This window comes from Bacillus sp. G402, from assembly GCF_051172515.1.
GTDB classification, from domain to species: Bacteria; Bacillota; Bacilli; order Bacillales; family Bacillaceae; genus Bacillus; species Bacillus altitudinis.
Genome location: NZ_JBPIZC010000002.1, coordinates 411,367 through 429,753 on the forward strand (window position 1 = coordinate 411,367; position 18,387 = coordinate 429,753).

At 40.3% G+C, this 18,387-nt stretch carries 15 protein-coding genes; 8 read left to right on the forward strand and 7 right to left on the reverse strand.

Annotation, left to right across the window (positions count from 1 at the left end):
- Positions 1 to 2: 2 nt before the first annotated feature.
- Genes ACSBQP_RS10750 through ACSBQP_RS10765 form a run of 4 tightly spaced genes read right to left on the reverse strand, consistent with a single transcriptional unit; the run spans position 3 to position 2,029 of the window.
- On the reverse strand, positions 3 to 389 hold the full coding sequence (locus ACSBQP_RS10750; RefSeq protein WP_007500042.1) for a phage holin family protein: 387 nt from the start codon (positions 387 to 389) through the stop codon (positions 3 to 5).
- The gene (locus ACSBQP_RS10755; RefSeq protein WP_008348183.1) at positions 390 to 584 is read right to left on the reverse strand and encodes a PspC domain-containing protein; all 195 of its coding nucleotides are present in this window, start codon (positions 582 to 584) and stop codon (positions 390 to 392) included. It abuts the gene before it with no gap.
- Between the two features lie 6 nt (positions 585 to 590).
- Positions 591 to 1,682, reverse strand: coding sequence for a DUF4097 family beta strand repeat-containing protein (locus ACSBQP_RS10760; protein ID WP_007500040.1), 1,092 nt, complete (start codon positions 1,680 to 1,682; stop codon positions 591 to 593).
- 11 nt (positions 1,683 to 1,693) lie between these two features.
- Positions 1,694 to 2,029 carry a hypothetical protein gene (locus tag ACSBQP_RS10765; RefSeq protein ID WP_008348186.1) on the reverse strand — a complete coding sequence of 112 codons (336 nt, stop codon included), beginning with the start codon at positions 2,027 to 2,029 and terminating at the stop codon, positions 1,694 to 1,696.
- 197 nt (positions 2,030 to 2,226) lie between these two features.
- On the opposite strand from ACSBQP_RS10765, the gene ACSBQP_RS10770 reads away from it, so the two are divergent.
- Positions 2,227 to 2,457, forward strand: coding sequence for a hypothetical protein (locus tag ACSBQP_RS10770; protein ID WP_008348188.1), 231 nt, complete (start codon positions 2,227 to 2,229; stop codon positions 2,455 to 2,457).
- A gap of 32 nt (positions 2,458 to 2,489) precedes the next feature.
- Here the strand turns inward: ACSBQP_RS10770 and uvrA are convergent, their stop codons facing one another.
- The 3 genes from uvrA to ACSBQP_RS10785 all read right to left on the reverse strand — a co-directional run bounded on the left by uvrA (position 2,490) and on the right by ACSBQP_RS10785 (position 7,895).
- A complete protein-coding gene (gene uvrA / locus ACSBQP_RS10775; protein ID WP_035389637.1) occupies positions 2,490 to 5,366 on the reverse strand; it encodes an excinuclease ABC subunit UvrA in 2,877 nt (958 codons plus the stop codon).
- A 7-nt stretch (positions 5,367 to 5,373) separates the two neighbouring features.
- Positions 5,374 to 7,359: an excinuclease ABC subunit UvrB gene (gene uvrB, locus ACSBQP_RS10780; RefSeq protein WP_435028398.1), complete on the reverse strand. Its 1,986-nt coding sequence runs from the start codon at positions 7,357 to 7,359 to the stop codon at positions 5,374 to 5,376.
- Between the two features lie 290 nt (positions 7,360 to 7,649).
- Complete coding sequence (locus ACSBQP_RS10785; protein WP_008348197.1) at positions 7,650 to 7,895, reverse strand: CsbA family protein; 246 nt, start codon at positions 7,893 to 7,895, stop codon at positions 7,650 to 7,652.
- 285 nt (positions 7,896 to 8,180) lie between these two features.
- On the opposite strand from ACSBQP_RS10785, the gene ACSBQP_RS10790 reads away from it, so the two are divergent.
- From ACSBQP_RS10790 to ACSBQP_RS10820, 7 genes are all read left to right on the forward strand, one after another.
- Positions 8,181 to 10,706, forward strand: a complete 2,526-nt coding sequence (locus ACSBQP_RS10790) for a PEP/pyruvate-binding domain-containing protein (RefSeq protein ID WP_435028399.1) — start codon at positions 8,181 to 8,183, stop codon at positions 10,704 to 10,706.
- Between the two features lie 90 nt (positions 10,707 to 10,796).
- Positions 10,797 to 11,369 carry a TetR/AcrR family transcriptional regulator gene (locus tag ACSBQP_RS10795; RefSeq protein ID WP_025208046.1) on the forward strand — a complete coding sequence of 191 codons (573 nt, stop codon included), beginning with the start codon at positions 10,797 to 10,799 and terminating at the stop codon, positions 11,367 to 11,369.
- Positions 11,370 to 11,409: 40 nt separating this feature from the next.
- Positions 11,410 to 12,744, forward strand: coding sequence for an MFS transporter (locus tag ACSBQP_RS10800; RefSeq protein ID WP_019743411.1), 1,335 nt, complete (start codon positions 11,410 to 11,412; stop codon positions 12,742 to 12,744).
- Between the two features lie 268 nt (positions 12,745 to 13,012).
- Entirely contained in the window at positions 13,013 to 13,996 is a 984-nt protein-coding gene (locus ACSBQP_RS10805) for a YncE family protein (protein WP_017357882.1), read from the forward strand.
- Positions 13,993 to 14,679, forward strand: a complete 687-nt coding sequence (locus ACSBQP_RS10810) for a response regulator transcription factor (RefSeq protein WP_024719907.1) — start codon at positions 13,993 to 13,995, stop codon at positions 14,677 to 14,679. The genes ACSBQP_RS10805 and ACSBQP_RS10810 overlap by 4 nt, the downstream gene beginning before the upstream one ends.
- On the forward strand, positions 14,676 to 16,094 hold the full coding sequence (locus ACSBQP_RS10815) for a HAMP domain-containing sensor histidine kinase (protein ID WP_108611019.1): 1,419 nt from the start codon (positions 14,676 to 14,678) through the stop codon (positions 16,092 to 16,094). Before ACSBQP_RS10810 ends, ACSBQP_RS10815 begins: the two co-directional genes overlap by 4 nt.
- Before the next feature lie 148 nt (positions 16,095 to 16,242).
- Positions 16,243 to 18,366 (forward strand): ArnT family glycosyltransferase, encoded by a 2,124-nt coding sequence (locus tag ACSBQP_RS10820; RefSeq protein ID WP_435028400.1) that lies wholly within the window; start codon positions 16,243 to 16,245, stop codon positions 18,364 to 18,366.
- The last annotated feature ends 21 nt before the right edge of the window (positions 18,367 to 18,387 follow it).

Below are 18,387 nucleotides of genomic sequence, written 5' to 3' on the forward strand. Positions count from 1 at the left end.
CGTTAGCTTTTTTTCGCTAACGGTTCCACGATTCCTTTCTGTATGAGCAGATGGAAAATGGATAAAATGACAGCCATCCAAATGGCCGTTCCAAACCCATCAATGTTAAAACTATCTCCCATAAAGCTTGAGGTCATCATCAGTGTGATGGCATTAATGACAAAGAGGAACAATCCTAGTGAAAGTACTGTCACTGGCAGCGTTAAAATGATCAAAAACGGCTTCACTAAAATATTGAGCAAGGACAAAATAATACTTGCTACAATCGCTGCGCCAAAGCCTTCAATATACACACTACCAAGGCCTGGCAGAATGCCTGAATCAAAATATCCAGCAATGACGATTAAAAGTAATGCATTGACGAAAATACTAACGATCCATCTAAGCATTTAGTTAGTGCCTTCTTCCGGAACAACAAAATACCAGATGAAGTAGATCAAGAAGATCGGCATAAATGCTGTCATAAATCCGATGATCACCGTTAAAATACGAAGCAGGGATGCATCGACACTTAAGTATTCAGCAAGTCCACCGACAACACCCGCTATTTTTTTATCTGTCGCTGAACGATAAAGCTTCTTCATGTAGAATCACTCCTTGTCTGATTGGTGCTTTACTTGGATTGAGCCTGTTTTTGTTTCTGCAAAAATGGATATATTGTGCTCCGCCTGTTGATTGGCTTTGATCATTTTCTCTTTTTGCAGCGTTTCATTTTTCTCTTTAATCATATTTGCATCAAGCAGCTCATGAGAGATCGACCCGAGATTGCTTTTCAGCTCCGCAGTCACTGCACAAGCACGCGGAATCTGAACGTCCACACTGCCTGTTGTCGTTTTTGCATAGATCGAACGGCATTTCTCATCTGACAGCTGAACAGCAATGTTCCCATTGAAGCTCTGTGCATCAATTGATTCACTTTTCCCGCGCAGGTCAATGAGCCCATTAATGGTTTCTACTTCAATCATACCACACTCGTGATCAGCCAGTTTGATTTGTCCATTTGCTGTTTCAATTCCGACTTTTTCTGCTTGTAAAGAGGCAAAAGAGACGACGCCATTTGTTGTTTTTGCAGCCAGTTCTTTTGTCTTTAGCTTTTCCCCGCGAATCGGTCCATTAAACAGTTTGACTTTGATCTTATCGTATTGGATACGTGGTACATACAGGGTGACATTGACCTTCATGGTCTTCTTTTCAGTTCGGATAAAAAATTTGTCCCCTTCAAGCCCGCAATCCAGATGTTGAAGAAATTGCTGTCTGGCCTGCTCTCCATCCTCTGCACGGTAAATTTTCGCATGACACTCTGCCCGAACATCCCCATCATCCCAAGGCATCAAATTGAGACTGCCGTTTGCCAATTGAATATCTAAATGAGATAGTGCCGCGTCTTTGAATTGAAAAATGTGTTCAACGTCGACGGACTGTCCAAAGTTCAAATCAAGATCGACATCTTTGACCTTTTTCACCGCCGAATCTAACCATCCAAACAGCTTTGCACCGAGGTTTTCAGTACCAGTTCCTTTATTCTCTGTGCCAGCTTTTTCTTCATGAAAGGTATGATCAGCCGTTGATTTTTCTAGTGAAATGGACTGATTTTCTTCTAATTTTTCAAGTAGCGTAATTGCTTCTTTTGCAGATAATGTCCCGTCTTCTACTAATTTTAAAATGCGTTCTTTTTCATTCATACAAAGCCCTCCTACGATTTGATGGATTGAAGCACTTTAATACCTTGAATGATATTCCAAATGACAGAGATCAAAAAGCCAATGGCGACTAAAAAGGACAAGATAAGTACGGTGAACACTGGAACGAGTGAGTCGCTTGCCTGTGTCGTCAATAAAAAGGGGATAGCTCCAAAAACCAGCAGCACACACGCTGCGACTGGCAAAACATGTGACCACAATGCACGCAGCGAATGCCGTTTCGTTTCCTTTTGATCCACTACAAAATATGCCACGATCGGCACAATAAACGGCATGAAAAATACACTAAAATAACAAATAGATGCAATGATCGACTGATCTCTGTTCATATATATTCGCTCCTTCATGATGAAAATTCCTTTCTAACTCATACGTTTATGGCGTATAAAAAGTTTCAAACTCATTCGATTTACATATGACCTTAGACACAAATTATTTCTTTTTGCACCTAAGTGTAGATTCTTCATGGATTACCCTTTAAAATATGTTGAAAAGATGGTGATTATCATTATAGGGGGTAATTATTTTGACAGATCATCATAATGCTAACCACACGGCACAAACGCTTTTAGACCTTATACAGAAACAGAAAAGCATGAACAGCGATATGATCAAGGAGCTAGAGGCCATTCATCCGTCTCATCCGAAGTATGGTGATATCCGTTATTTAAAAGTACTGCTCGATAGTAGCAGCACTCATATTTTAAAGGATTTAACGCACCTCAGTAACTTAATGCCAAAGGAAGATGTGCAATAAAAGGAAAACCCCTCTTTCCGAGGGGTTTTTCTTTATGAGGATGTCACACTTTCTGTTTCTTTGACTAACTGTTTCATTCGCTCACGATCACGATCTAAAATCGGTTTTAAGTATCGACCGGTGTAAGAAGCTTCTTCTTTAGCAATGTGTTCAGGTGTTCCTGAAGCAATAATCGTTCCTCCACCAGCACCGCCTTCTGGTCCTAGATCAACAAGGTAATCGGCAGCCTTAATAATATCAAGGTTGTGCTCAATGACCAATACCGTATCCCCGTTTTCGACCAAGCGCTGGAGCACTTTTAACAACCTAGCAATATCATCCACATGAAGACCGGTTGTCGGTTCATCTAAAATATACAAGGATCTTCCGTTTGAACGGCGATGAAGCTCAGATGCCAATTTCACGCGCTGCGCCTCTCCACCAGACAATGTCGTGGCAGGTTGCCCAAGTGTAATGTATCCTAATCCAACATCAAAGATCGTTTGCAGCTTCCGCTTAATTTTCGGGATATTCTCGAAAAATTGAAGTGCGTCCTCTACCGTCATTTCAAGAACATCGGAAATATTTTTCCCTTTATACGTGACCTCTAACGTCTCACGGTTATAACGTTTCCCGTGACACACTTCACAAGGCACGTATACATCAGGTAAAAAGTGCATTTCAATTTTAATAATGCCATCTCCACGACATGCTTCGCAGCGTCCACCTTTCACGTTAAAGCTGAATCTCCCTTTTTTATAGCCTCGTACCTTCGCTTCATTGGTTTGCGCAAAGACATCCCGCACGTCATCAAATACACCTGTATACGTAGCAGGATTGGATCTTGGTGTACGGCCAATTGGAGATTGATCAATATCAATGACTTTGTCTAAGTGATCCATTCCTTTGATTTCTTTGTGCTGTCCTGGCTTCGCTTTTGCTCTGTGCAGTTTTTGGGCAAGGGATTTCAATAAAATTTCATTCACAAGTGTACTTTTCCCTGATCCTGACACACCCGTCACAGCGGTAAAGACACCTAAAGGAAATTTCGCATTCACGTTTTTAAGGTTGTTTTCTTTTGCCCCTTTAATTTCAATGAAGCGGCCGTCAGGCTTTCGTCTCTCAATCGGAAGCGGGATGAATTTCTCACCAGATAAATATTGTCCAGTCAACGATTTTGGGTCCTTCATGACTTCTTCTGGCGTTCCAGCTGAAATCACTTCTCCTCCATGAACCCCTGCACCTGGTCCAATATCAATGAGATAATCAGCGGCAAGCATCGTATCTTCATCATGTTCTACGACAATCAGTGTGTTTCCGATATCACGCATGTTTTTCAATGTCCCAATCAACCGGTCATTATCCCGTTGATGCAGACCAATCGATGGTTCATCTAAAATATAAAGAACGCCTGTCAGTCTTGATCCGATTTGTGTCGCCAAACGAATCCGCTGCGCCTCCCCGCCTGATAATGTGCCAGCAGACCGGCTTAATGTCAGATAATCTAACCCCACATTATTCAAGAAGGACAAGCGCTCTTTGATTTCACGTAAAATGAGCTGGGCAATCTGCAAATCTTTCTCAGACAACTCAATTTTCTCATAGAAATCAAGGGCATCAGATACAGACAAATCGGTCATTTCTCCGATATGTTTGCCATTGATGAGAACCGCAAGCGTTTCTTTTTTCAGGCGATACCCTTTACAGGTCGGGCATGGCTGATTGGCCATATATTTTTCCATTTGCTCCCGAATATAATCGGAGCTCGTTTCCTTGTAGCGCCGTTCAATGTTACGAAGCACACCTTCAAACTCGATTTCATTTTCACGGACCTGGCCAAAATCATTTTCATATTTAAAATAAATCAGCTCAGAGCCGCTGCCATATAAAATTTTATCAAATAAATGCGTCGGAATATCTTTTACTGGAATATCCATGTCAATTCCATAGTGTGTACATACCGCCTCAAGAAGCTGCGGGTAATATTGTGAGCTTTGAGGCTCCCATGGGGCAATGGCATGCTGACGTAAAGTCAAATCCTTATTCGGAATCACAAGCTCTGGATCTACTTCTAGTTTAGAACCAAGCCCATCACAGCTTGGGCAGGCACCGAAAGGGCTATTAAACGAGAACATTCTTGGTTCAAGTTCCCCAATAGAGAATCCGCAGTGCGGACAAGCATGATGCTCACTAAATAACAGCTCCTCTTGTCCAATCACATCAATCATCACACGACCTTCACCAAGTCGGAGTGCCGTTTCAAGAGAATCAGACAACCGTGCCGCCACGCCTTCTTTCACGACAATTCGATCAATCACCACTTCAATGGAATGCTTTTTATTCTTTTCAAGCTCAATCTCTTCTGACAGGTCCTCCATCTCGCCATCAACTCTGACTCGAACGTAGCCCTGCTTCCGAATTTGATCAAGTACTTTCACGTGTGTTCCCTTACGTCCAGATACGATCGGAGCAAGCACTTGTAGTTTCGTTCGTTCTGGATACTCTAAAATACGGTCTGTCATTTGCTCAATCGTCTGTGATGTAATTTCGATCCCATGAATAGGACAAATCGGTTTTCCGACTCGAGCATATAATAGACGCAAGTAATCATAAATTTCTGTAACTGTCCCAACGGTTGATCGAGGGTTCCTGCTTGTCGTTTTCTGGTCAATACTAATCGCTGGAGAAAGCCCTTCAATCGCATCTACATCTGGTTTGTCCATTTGACCGAGAAATTGACGTGCATAGGCCGACAGTGATTCAACATACCTACGCTGACCTTCTGCATAAATGGTATCGAAGGCAAGCGACGATTTTCCCGAACCAGATAAACCTGTAATGACCACTAGCTGATCGCGCGGGATATTGACATCAATATTTTTAAGGTTGTGGGCTCTTGCCCCTTTCACCTCTATTCGTTCCATAGCCATCTGGCATTCATCCTTCCGCTTTTAGCTCTAGCAATAGATCTCTTAATTCTGCTGCTTTTTCAAAATCAAGCGCTTTTGCTGCATCTTTCATTTCCATCTCGACGTTTTCGATCACTTTTTCTCGTTCTTTTTTGCTCATTTTTGACAACTTTGGTGCTGCTTTTGTTTCGTATTCTTCTGAATCCTCATGTACTTTTGTTGCCTTGATCACATCTCGAATCTTCTTATGGATCGTTTGCGGAGTGATACCAAATTTCTCATTATACGCTTCTTGCTGCTCACGTCTCCGCTTTGTTTCTTGTATGGCAATGTCCATTGATTTCGTCATATTGTCTGCATACATGATAACTCGGCCTTCTGCATTTCTTGCAGCACGACCAATCGTCTGGATGAGGGATCTTTCTGAACGTAAAAAGCCTTCTTTATCCGCATCTAAAATCGCCACGAGCGACACCTCTGGAATATCCAAGCCTTCTCGAAGAAGGTTGATCCCTACAAGCACATCATATTTTCCGAGACGTAAATCACGAATAATCTCAATCCGTTCTAGTGTCTTAATTTCTGAGTGCAGATAATTGACCTTGATTCCGATTTCTTTCAGATAATCTGTCAGATCCTCAGACATTTTCTTCGTTAAAGTCGTCACAAGCACACGCTCATTTTTCTCAACTCTTGCATGAATTTCCCCAATTAAGTCATCGATTTGTCCTTCAATCGGACGGACTTCAATGATTGGATCAAGCAAACCGGTTGGACGAATAATTTGTTCCACGACCTCTGGCGTTTTCTCAAGCTCGTATGGGCCAGGTGTTGCGGATACATGCACAATATGGTTAATGTGCTTTTCAAACTCATCAAATGTGAGTGGTCTATTATCAAGTGCTGACGGCAGACGGAATCCGTGATCAACAAGCACTTGTTTTCTTGCCTGGTCCCCATTGTACATGGCGCGAATTTGCGGGATGGTCACGTGTGACTCATCGACAACAATCATAAAATCATCCGGAAAATAATCAAGCAATGTATAAGGTGTTGAACCAGGCGGACGTAAGGTGAGATGTCTTGAGTAGTTCTCAATCCCTGAACAAAAGCCCATCTCTCTCATCATCTCAAGGTCATACCTTGTCCGCTGCTCAAGACGCTGTGCTTCAAGCAGTTTCCCGTTTTCACGAAGCTTTTCCAACTGTTCCTCAAGCTCTTTTTCAATATTAATAATCGCTTTTTCCATCTTTTCTTCTCTTGTGACGAAGTGAGATGCTGGGAAAATAGCAACGTGGTCACGATCACCGAGAATTTCTCCAGTGAGAGCATCTACTTCACGAATACGTTCAATTTCATCACCGAAAAACTCCACTCTGATACAATGCTCATCTCGTGAAGCAGGAAAAATTTCAACGACGTCTCCTCGAACTCTGAAGGTTCCGCGCTGAAAATCTATATCATTACGAGAATACTGAATATCCACAAGCTTACGCAGCAGCTGATTGCGTTCAATTTCCATTTCAGTTCGTAAAGACAGCACAAGCTCTCTGTATTCTTCAGGAGAACCTAAGCCATAAATACAGGACACACTGGCAATGATGATGACATCTCTCCGCTCAAATAATGAGGATGTGGCGGAGTGCCTTAGCTTATCGATCTCATCATTAATGCTGGCATCCTTTTCAATAAATGTATCAGTTTGAGGAACATACGCCTCAGGCTGGTAATAATCATAATAACTCACAAAATATTCGACAGCATTATTCGAAAAGAATTCCTTAAACTCGCTGTATAATTGTCCGGCAAGTGTCTTGTTATGCGCAATGACAAGTGTTGGTTTGTTCACTTCTTTGATCAGGTTGGATACAGTAAAGGTCTTTCCCGTACCTGTAGCACCTAACAGCGTTTGATGCTGTTTCCCCTGATGGATGCCCTCCACAAGCTTTTCAATGGCTTTTGGCTGATCTCCTTGGGGCTGATAGTTAGAAACTAATTCAAAGCGGTCACTCACATCAAAGCCTCCGTTTCGTTACGAAATCTATCTAATGAATATATTATCATAAAAGAACACAAAAATACGAACTAAAGTTCGTGTCTGACTTGATTTTTATTTCCAATACAACCATACCCTCTCTGCCGTGGCTCATAACCCTCTAAAGAAACCTTCCTTTCAGTATGGAACATTTTGGAGTGAGATATTCGATCAGCAGAAAAACCACAAAAAAGAAAGCTGCACTCACTAGAAATCGTAAGCACAGCTCCTGTATCAAAAACATTTTCTTTTCATCAAGAGGGATCACATCAATGATGTTTTTCAGCCTTCTCTCTTTTTTCGACTTCTTTCTTGGCCATAAACAATGCCCCGGCCACTAAAGAAATAATATCTAATCCTACGATAAAGTAGGTTTCTGTATAGCCTTTCATATACGAAGCAAATAAAAGCGCTGCTGTTAATGCAATGCCAACGTAATGATTATAAGTAACCTTTGAAAATAAAATAACGAGCAAGAAAGGAAAAACAAGTGCAAATATGGCTTTTGTAATCACAAAAACCCTCCCTCTACATGGTCTACTCCCTTGATTATAGTAAAGATTGGCATAATGAACAATTCACAGTTTTCGATTTCAGCTTTTTTTCTTCTCGGGTGAAGACTTTTGATATAGATGAGGAGGAAAATTAGTGAAAACGTCCCCTTTCTAAAGATAGGTCTTTACGTCTTTGACAGTTACATCCAATAAATTCTATGATGAAAATGATAGTGCGCACTATCATTCAAAAAAACAAAAAGAGACAAATGAAACCATTGGCTATTTGGATAAGGGGGCATTCCCATGTATTCAGTATTATTTCATGCGGCTGAAGAATCCGCATCACTCGCAGGGGCAAAAGGCGTGAATTTAATTAAATTAAACAATCACGGACTGCCAGTTCCAGATGGATTTATTATTAAAACGAACAGCTTTGCAAGCTTTCTTTCATATCACAATTTCCATCCAACTGATCAAAACCTTGCCCGAAAAATCACAGAAGCTTCGTTTCCTTCACAAATGGAGACAGAATTACTTTCATCCTTTCAATCATTGTTGAAAACATATCCATCCGTTGCAGTGCGATCCTCTTCTGTTGCGGAAGATCTCGAAGGCGCCTCCTTTGCAGGTCAATACGAGACCTATTTAAATATCAAAACAAATGAAGAATTCTTGCAAGCCGTCAAAGAATGTTGGTCGTCTTACTTCGCAGCAAGAGTCACAGAATATAAGGAAGAAATGATTGAGAACGAGGAAGAGATGCCGCTCATGGCTGTTGTTGTACAAGGATTGATCCATTCTGACATCTCTGGTGTCATCTTTAGTGAGAATCCTGTATCAGGAAAAACAAACGAAGTCATGATGACTGCAAGCTATGGACTAGGAGAAGCCATCGTCTCCGGCCTTGTGACGCCAGATACATTTATTGTAAACAAAGAAACGTACTCTATTGAAAAATCACTAGGAACAAAAGAACTGCAAATTGTCCCCTGTCAAGAGGGCGTCATTGAACAACCCGTAGGTGAAGAGATGGCTGGCCAATTTTGTCTTCGAGATGATCAATTGATCCAAATCACGAAAATGACAAAACAAGTAGAAGAACTTTATGGACATGGAGTAGATATCGAATTCGGCATGTCAGATGGTACTTTTTATTTACTTCAAGCAAGACCGATTACTGCTTCTTTTTCCAATACAGCAAATGGCTCCTCAGGTGCAGCCTTTCAATTGAAACCTGAAGAGCTGCAAGACTTCTGGATCTCAATGGACGATCATATGCCTGGACCAACAAGTCCTCTTTTTTCAAGTTTGATCATACCTGCTTTAAAAAACGGGATGAAGAAAAACGGAGAGAAGTATCAAGTACCAGACCTTAATATTAAAGATATCAAGCTTTATAGAGGACATCTGTATTCTTCACCGTCTATACCAGAAGCGACAGATGAACCAGTTTTTGACGAGAGCCTATTCGAACTGTTTCCTCGTTTAAGCGAAAGAATGTATCGCATTTTAGAGCAAAACTTGTTCCCATTATACGAAAAACTTGATCGGCAAATCACTCAATCGCTGACAATTGATGAAGCCATTAATGGCTTTCAAGAATTAAAAGAGATTTATCTAAGAGCGTATGACGACCATTTTGACATTGTCATACCTCAAGTCATTCTATCAGCAATCATTGAAGACATGCTTGTCTCATATGATGGCGATCAAACACAAGTCGTCCTGTTGCATGAAATGATGATAGGTGTGATGAACAAGTCTCTTGAAACAGATCAAAAGCTATTTCACTTGGCAAAAGACGTCCTTCAAGATTCGGAACTTCTTCAGGCATTTACAGATCATTCAGCGAATGCTGAACTATTATATGCACTCAATCATACAGAAAAAGGGAAAAACTTCATTTCCAAAGTAGAAGATTTTCTCCAAGTCTATGGTTGGCGGTCTGTTAAAAGCCATGATTTCACAGAGGAAACATGGGTGGAAAATCCTGAATTTGTCTTGGACATCATTAGAAACAACATTCGGTACCAATCTGATTTTGATGAAGAATTTGCACAAGCCGTGATCAAAAGGCAAGAAACGTATGAACAGTTTATCAGTCAAGTGACAGATGAAGCGTTTAAAACAAAATTTGAAGAACTTTATCATTTTGCACTCCATGCAGCCAATATTCGAGATGATCATCACTTTTACATTGATGCCATGTTAGATGCAAAAGCGAGACTCTATCTCTTAAAGATTGGTGAACTTCTTGTTCAAAAAGGAGCAATCCCTCATCAAGAAGACCTTTGGTATCTTTACGATGATGAAGTACTCAATGCGCTCACAACTTCGACCACATACGATTCGATCATTCAGCAAAGAAAAATTGAAATGAAGGAAAATGAATCCATCCAACCACCAGCTTATACAGGAACGCCTTCTGAAGCTGAATTACAGCAAGTAGAAAGAATGCTCGGTTCGCTAAGGGAAAATGAAAACAACACAGACGATTCAATCTATGGAATTGGTGCATCTAGCGGCATTACTTCTGGAAGAGTCAGAGTCATTACATCTGCTGATGAATTTTCACAATTTGAAAAAGATGACATTTTAGTTTGTAAAACAACGACACCTTTATGGACCAGCTTATTTAGAGACGCAAAAGCAGTCATCACCGATTCTGGCGGCATTTTGTCCCATTCCGCTATTATCGCTAGAGAATATATGATACCGGCTGTCCTAGGTACACGGATCGCAACTGAAAAACTAAAATCCGGTGACCTCGTGACAGTAGATGGAGCCAATGGGCGTATCCAGTTATTAAATCAGCATTCACGGTCATAGTCGTCACTGTTTGAATCATATTGGCGGTCACAGATTTTATCGGTATACTTACTTTGTTGCAAACACATTCATAACCTGAGGTGAGTATGCTTGTTAAAATCAACAAATCAACGGATCATTCGCGCAACAATGGAATTATTGTCTGAAAAGGGCTATCAAAAAACAACGACAAAAGAAATTGCGACAAAAGCGAATGTAAGTGAAGCGACAATTTTTCGTAACTTTAAAAACAAACGCGGCGTGATTGCTGCCATTATGAAAATGAAATCAACACCGACCAAAACCCTTGAAGCAGAATTTAAAGACGATTTATACACCGATTTAAAATTTCTCGGTAGCTATTTCCTTGAAGATTTGACTTCAAAAAAAGAATTTATCTATATCAGCATGAGAGAACCCGCTATGTTTAAAGATTTAACAGACCATGAAAAAATTTATCCTCAAGAATTGAGAGACATGCTGATTCATTATTTCAAAAAAATGGGTGCTCAGCATCGTGTATTAGAAGGAAAAGAAGACATCTATGCAGATATATTTATTAGCACGTATTTTGGCTTTTTCATTCAACAGCTAGAGCAAGACATTCAGCTTGTTTTAACAAAAAAAGAAGACTTTATTGAGACATGCACACACATTTTCATGAGAGGAATTTCCCCCACTTAATTGGGTGAAATTCTTCTTTTTTACAAAGGTGGTAAACACATTGAATCTTAAAAAAGAGAACTTGATCATTTATTCTTTGCTGCTTGGAGCTATTTTAGTTCCAGTCAATTCAACCATGATCGCAGTCGCTCTATCATCTATATCAACTTATTACGATCAATCCATATCAAACATTACTTGGGTGGTCACGATTTATCTAATTGTCATGGCAGTCACTCAACCTATTGCGGGTAAGCTGGGAGATATATACGGCCACCGCAGCATGTATTTAGCTGGTGTGATACTCTTTTTGATTGGCTCCATTGGATGTGCTTTCGCACCTAATCTTGCTTTTCTTATTAGCTTCCGATCAATTCAAGCGGCAGGCGGAGCTATATTAACGCCGAACAGCATTGCTTTAATTCGTGCAACAGTATCACATGAAAAACTTTCTAAAACTATGGGTTTTTTCGGTTTTGGAGCGGGAATTGGTGCCGCACTTGGACCTTTTATCGGCTCTATTCTCATTCAGAGCTTTGACTGGCATTCCATTTTCCTAGTGAATATACCATTTTTGATTCTCACACTTGTGACAGGCGTTTTTATGATTCCGAAGATGAAACATACACGTTTACAAGCCAATGTAGATATCATCGGTTCGTTATACTTAACAATCGGGATCGCCACACTCATTTTGTTTACTAAAAGCCAAGTATTAAACGAATACATGATCTATGGCGTTCTAGCGGTCATTTCCATTCCTTTATTTTTCAAACACGTACGGAAAGTTACAAATCCCATCATTGATTTGACACTATTTAAAAACAGTACTTTTACGAACGCTAACCTTTCTATCATGCTTAGTAATTTTGTGATGTACGCGATTCTTCTCATCATGCCGCTGTTTATGGAGCAAAAACTCGCGCTTTCTCATACACAAAGCGGGATTTTCCTTTCGATCTTTTCACTCTGTATGTCTATTAGTGGATTACTCGGAGCAAAGCTCCATCCAATAAAAGGTGCCAAAAAAATGATTCGATTTTCATTTCTATGCCTTACTTTATCCGGTGTTATGCTGATCACACTAAGCAGCTACCCAAATTTACCACTCCTTATCATCACATTAGTCGCTGGGGGGATCTCATCAGGTATTGGCATGACTAGCATGCAGATGGCTTCTTTAACATCTGTTGATCAGAGTTTATCCGGCTCTGCATCTGGGATTTTTTCTACCTTTCGATATTTCGGAAGTATCATTTCATCTACTTTAATTGGTATATTAAGTGGTTTTCAATCTTTATTTATCGTATTAATGGGCGCAGGTATTCTTGGTTTCCTCCTCTCTCATCGTCTAAAAACGAAACCCACTTCTCATTCATCTGAACACTCTGCTTAATGACTCCCTTCGCTCTATTTAGGGCGGGGGAGCTATGATTATTTGTTACTGTAACCGATTATGGATACAATGATCAAACTGTGAAAATGATCTTTTACTCATGAAAAAATGTCATATGAATAAACGAAAAAGAAATTTCAACTTTCATTCAACTCTACTTCCCCACCTAAAAACTTCTTTTCATATCTTCCAGCATTCATAACTTCGATTTTTTTTCACAATTTTTGTGTTATGCTTTTTGAAAATAGAGCACCAAAGGAGCAGAAGGATGAAACGAGTGAAATATTTTTTAATATGCTTGTCAGCTCTACTATTTTTCCTAGCAGGCTGCGGAAAAGACCAGCAATTTACGCCACCTGGCAGCTCTCAATCAATTGCTGTCATTTCTCAACTAAAAAAAGCCTCCTTTTCAATCGTTGATTTACAAAAAAATAAAATTGTCTCTTCCGTTGATTTAAAACATCCTCTCACTGATCTTGTTCACATCAACAAAGATGTGATCATTGCATCAAGTAAGGAGGGACAATCTCTTATAGAAATCAATCTAAAAAAAGGAACAGCAGCGGACTATATGGATGTGAATAAAGGTCTGACTTCACTTGCGTATGATGCGGAGACCAACACTTTACTTGTGACCGATTCAGAGAAAAATGTCGTTTATTTTATCGATACAGTGCACAAGAAAATAAAAGCAACTGTGAAGACCGGGACATTACCCTCTTCTATGGCGTTGTCTTCTTCAGGAACGTTGTTTGTTTTAAATGCAAAAAGTCATTCTGTTTCAGTCATTGATATTGAAAAGAAAAAAAAGATACGAACGATTTCCGTCCTAGAACGGCCATCTGGCATTCATTTTGATGGGCATTCCATTTGGGTTGGAGGGCACGGTAAACCGGGCACATTAAATAAGAGCATTTTTGCTTACGACCCTAAAACAGGTAAAAAACAGCGAGAAATCAAACTAGGTGTTATGCCAGTCGCATTTTTTTCAGAAAAAAACTCTTCTACTTTATATGTATTATGTCATGGAGACCACACACTATATAAAGTAAATACCGAGAAAAACAAACTGCTTTCCTCTGTTGAGACCGGTCAAAATCCGAATTATATCACTGCTGATTCCTCATCTATATATGTCAGTAACTTAGATGACAATTCAGTATCCGTCATCGACAAACATACATTTATGTTGAAGAACCGACTGAACATCCCAGCAGGACCTTATGCTATCATGTTGGAGGAAAAGAAATGAAAGAACAGATGAATATTTTAATAGTAGATGATGAATTAGATATGCTTGAGTTAATCGGATCCTTTTTGCAGAGACAAGGCTTTCACGTGATAACTGCAAATAATGGCACGGGCGCCTTACATCAGCTTGAAAAAGAGGCCATTGACCTTGTTGTATTGGATATTATGATGCCAGATATGGATGGATTCGAAGTCTGCCAGCGCATCAGGCAAACCTCCCAAATCCCCATTTTATTTTTAACAGCTAGAAGTTATGAAGAAGATCGCATTAAGGGGCTGGAAATTGGCGCAGACGACTACATCATGAAGCCTTTTAGTCTACGTGAGCTTGCAGCTAGAATTGAAACGACATTAAGACGAATTAGAGGTCTTTCTTTAAAGCGCAGTCGAATCATGATTGGTGACTTGGAGATCGATCAAGACGGCAGACAAGTCTATCTCAAGCAAAAGCCCATCAATTTAACAAGAAGAGAATTTGATTTACTTATGTTTCTTCTGCTCAATCAAGGCCAAGTCTTTTCCCGTGAACAGCTCTATCAAAAATTGTGGGAATCACACTCACCTAGTGGCTCTTTAAGAACAGTCGATACACATATTAAAACACTAAGACTGAAATTAAAGGAAGCGGAACGGTATATTAAGACCGTTTGGGGTGTCGGCTATAAGTTTGAGGAGGACAAATGAAGCCATTATCTATTAAAAGGAAAGTGCTTTTCTTAATCCTTTCCGTTATAGGCATCGTTGCTGCCTCAGCTCTTGCCCTGACTTATTACTTATACCAGCACTTATATATAGATAAACAGATTGACTCTTTAAGTTTACAAGGAAAGAAGCTGGCAGAAATCTATCACAAACACGGGAAAGACACATATTTTACTGACAGAATGAAGTGGGCAAATGACTCAAGTCAGGCAAGTGTTATTTTTACTGATGATCCTATGGAGCTTTCAAGCGGTATTCCTTTTGATACGAATACAAACGATAACCTCATTACGTTTAAAGAACGCCAAAAGCTTCTTCAGGGGGAAACAGTTGTGTTAATTAGAGAACACCCCCAGTTTCATCAAGATATTCTCGGGATTGCCATCCCTGTGTTCTCAAACAAAAATGATTTATCAGGAACCATTTTCCTCTCTATGCCTTTATCTGATGTGTATGAACCGTTTGTTCAAATTCGATTAACGCTTGGCATCTCTATTTTAATTATCCTGCTTTTGATTTTCTTTATTGGATATAAAAGTTCTAATAAAGTCGTAAGGACGATCAATCAAATGAAAGAAATTGCAATGGAAATGGAATCTGGTGATTTTTCAAAACGCATGGCTGTGACCAAAAAAGGGGATGAGTTAAATCAGCTGAGCCGTTCCTTTAATAAACTGTCCTCTACGTTAGAAAAAGTTGAACAGCATCGCAGAGAGTTCCTTGCTAATGTCTCCCACGAACTGAGAACGCCTTTAAGTTATATGAAAGGCTATGCTGAAGGAATTGAAGAAGGCATTATTGATCAAAAGAAAGGCATGCAGATTATTCAAGACGAATCCACACGATTAAGCCGGCTCGTACATGACCTTCTTGATCTCGCACAGTTAGAGGGGGAATCTTACCCACTAACGATGGAGCCGATCGTCTTTGCGCAGCTTATTCATGATGTTCTTGATCAAATGACATTCATTGCTAGTCAAAAGAGAATCTCGTTCAACCGCGAACTCGAAGAGGATTGTATTATTTATGGTGATAGCGATCGACTTGAGCAAGTCGTTCGTAATTTATTGGACAATGCCATCCATTACACGCCTTCAGGAAAATCGATTTCCATTGAATTATTCGTTCACCAACAAACTGCTGAATTGAGAATTACAGATGAAGGCAGCGGAATTCCAAAAGGAGATCTCCCTCATGTCTCTGAGCGTTTTTATCGAGTGAATAAAGCCCGCACAAGAAAAGATGGCGGCTCTGGTCTTGGACTAGCCATTGTTTATCAAATTATAAAAAAACATCGTGGCACGTTCGTTCTTCAATCTGAACAAGGCTTAGGTACGTCCGCTATTATACAATTACCAAGTGCAGAGACCACTGAAACTCCGCCTGTCTCCTCATAAAATAAGATGACATCTTAAACCAAACAGCTCTTTTCTAGAGCTGTTTTTATTCAACAGAAAAATAAAGAATTGGCCTTTTTTTATTAACAATTTATTCATATTTGCTTGTTACACTTTTTTCAAGTTAAGAAAAAGGAGTGACAAGCTTTTGATTAGACGCTTTCAGAAATTTGATCTTTATTTATTTTTCATATTGATTTTATCTGCCATTTTAAACATTTATAACATTTGGAACGACGATACGGTGAACGCTTATTATACAGCGGCGGTTACAAGTATGATGCAAAGCTGGCATAATTTCTTCTTTGCTTCGTTCGATCCCTCAGGTTATGTCACGGTGGATAAACCACCGCTCGCCTTCTGGCTGCAAACGATCAGTGCCAAAATTTTTGGCTTGCATGGCTGGAGTGTGATCTTATCCCAAGCTTTAGCTGGCATTGGATCTGTTTATTTAATCTACCGCCTAGTCAAACCTACATTTGGCCTGGCTGCTGCAAGAGTGTCAGCGCTCATTATGGCGTGTACACCAATCGCAGTTGCTGTATCTCGTACAAATAACATTGACAGCTTACTCGTCTTTATTCTTTTACTCGCAACAGCCATGATGTTCAAGGCTGTGAAACAGCAGAAAGTGCTTTGGGCGATTGCTTCTTTTGCAATGATCGGTGTCGGTTTTAATACAAAAATGCTGCAAGCGTATATGATTGTACCGGCTCTCGTCCTGTTTTACATCATCGCCTATCGAACGACATGGAAGAAAAAGTTGTTATCGCTGATGATTTCGATGATTGTTCTTTTAGGTGTATCTGCTTCATGGTCTATAGCGGTTGATCTCACTTCCAAAGACAACCGTCCTTATATGGGATCAAGTCAATCGAATTCAGCACTAGAATTAGCCTTTGGTTACAATGGTCTTCAGCGGTTGACTGGTCAACAGTCTGGCGGAGGAGGCGGCACAAATCAGGGCGAGGGACAGCCACCTTCACAGCAGGGTGATCAGCAAAATGACAATAATTCATCCACCATGCCTCAGCCGCCATCAAATGGAACTCAAAACAACTCAGACAATTCAAACCAATCATCCAGTCAGGAACAGCCTTCAATGCAAGGACCACCAAGCAGTGCAAACGGCTCAACACCACCTGATATGCCTTCAGGCGGTAATGGTGATGGACCGCCAAATGGCGGGGGCGGAAAAATGGGAAGTGGTTCTGGCATGTTTGGAACAGGAACAAAAGGGCCATTACGTCTGTTCCAATCTGAACTGTCCGATCAAATCAGCTGGCTGCTTCCATTTGCGCTCTTCGGTGCGATTGGTATCTTCTTCTCGACAGCCTTTGAAAGAAGACGTCTCAATACAAAACAAAAAGAAACACTATTTTGGCTAGCTTGGCTTATACCTGTTGCTGCATTCTTCAGTGTAGCTGGATTCTTCCATCACTATTATTTAATCATGCTGGCACCGCCAATTGCTGTATTAGCAGGAGCAGGATGGGTTTCTATGACTCAATTGTTCCAAACAGGAACTGGCTTTAAAAAATGGTTGCTTCCAATTGCGATATTCGTCACAACCGCATTTGAAATCTTTATCCTATCCACTTTTACAAGCACGATTGGACTTGGACTAAGCATCGCAGTAGGTATCATTGGTGTTGGAACGATCCTTTCTCTGCTCTTGATAAAAGGGAAAGAAAAACTAAAACAATTCATGTCTCTCATTGCCATCCTTGGGATGCTGATCGCACCACTATACTGGGCAAGCACACCTCTTCTTTACGGAGGAAACAGTATGCTGCCAGAGGCTGGTCCTCAGCTTGCAACTTCAAGTGGCAGCATGAGTTCACAAGTCAATGAAAAGCTGATCAGCTATCTTGAGAAAAACAATACGGGAGAAGAATTCCTATTCGGGACAACAGATGCAACCACTGCTTCGCCTTACATTATTAAAACAGGAAAAGCTGTTATGGCATTAGGTGGATTTAGTGGATCTGATAACATTCTCACGCTTAATGAATTCAAACAGCTCGTTAAAGACGGCAAAATCAAATACTTCTATCTTTCTGGTATGAGAGGCGGCAGCTCTGACATTCTCACTTGGATTCAAAAAAATGGCAAAGAAGTATCTGCTTCTAAATGGCAGAACAGCTCTACATCCAAAACGAACCAGCAAACAGACAGCTCAAACAGCCAACAATCAGAACAAAATGATCAGTCAAATGGACGAATGGGCGGAATGGAGAGCGGTACTCTTTATGAACTATCCGTTGATTAATTCATCTATTAAAAGGGAGGA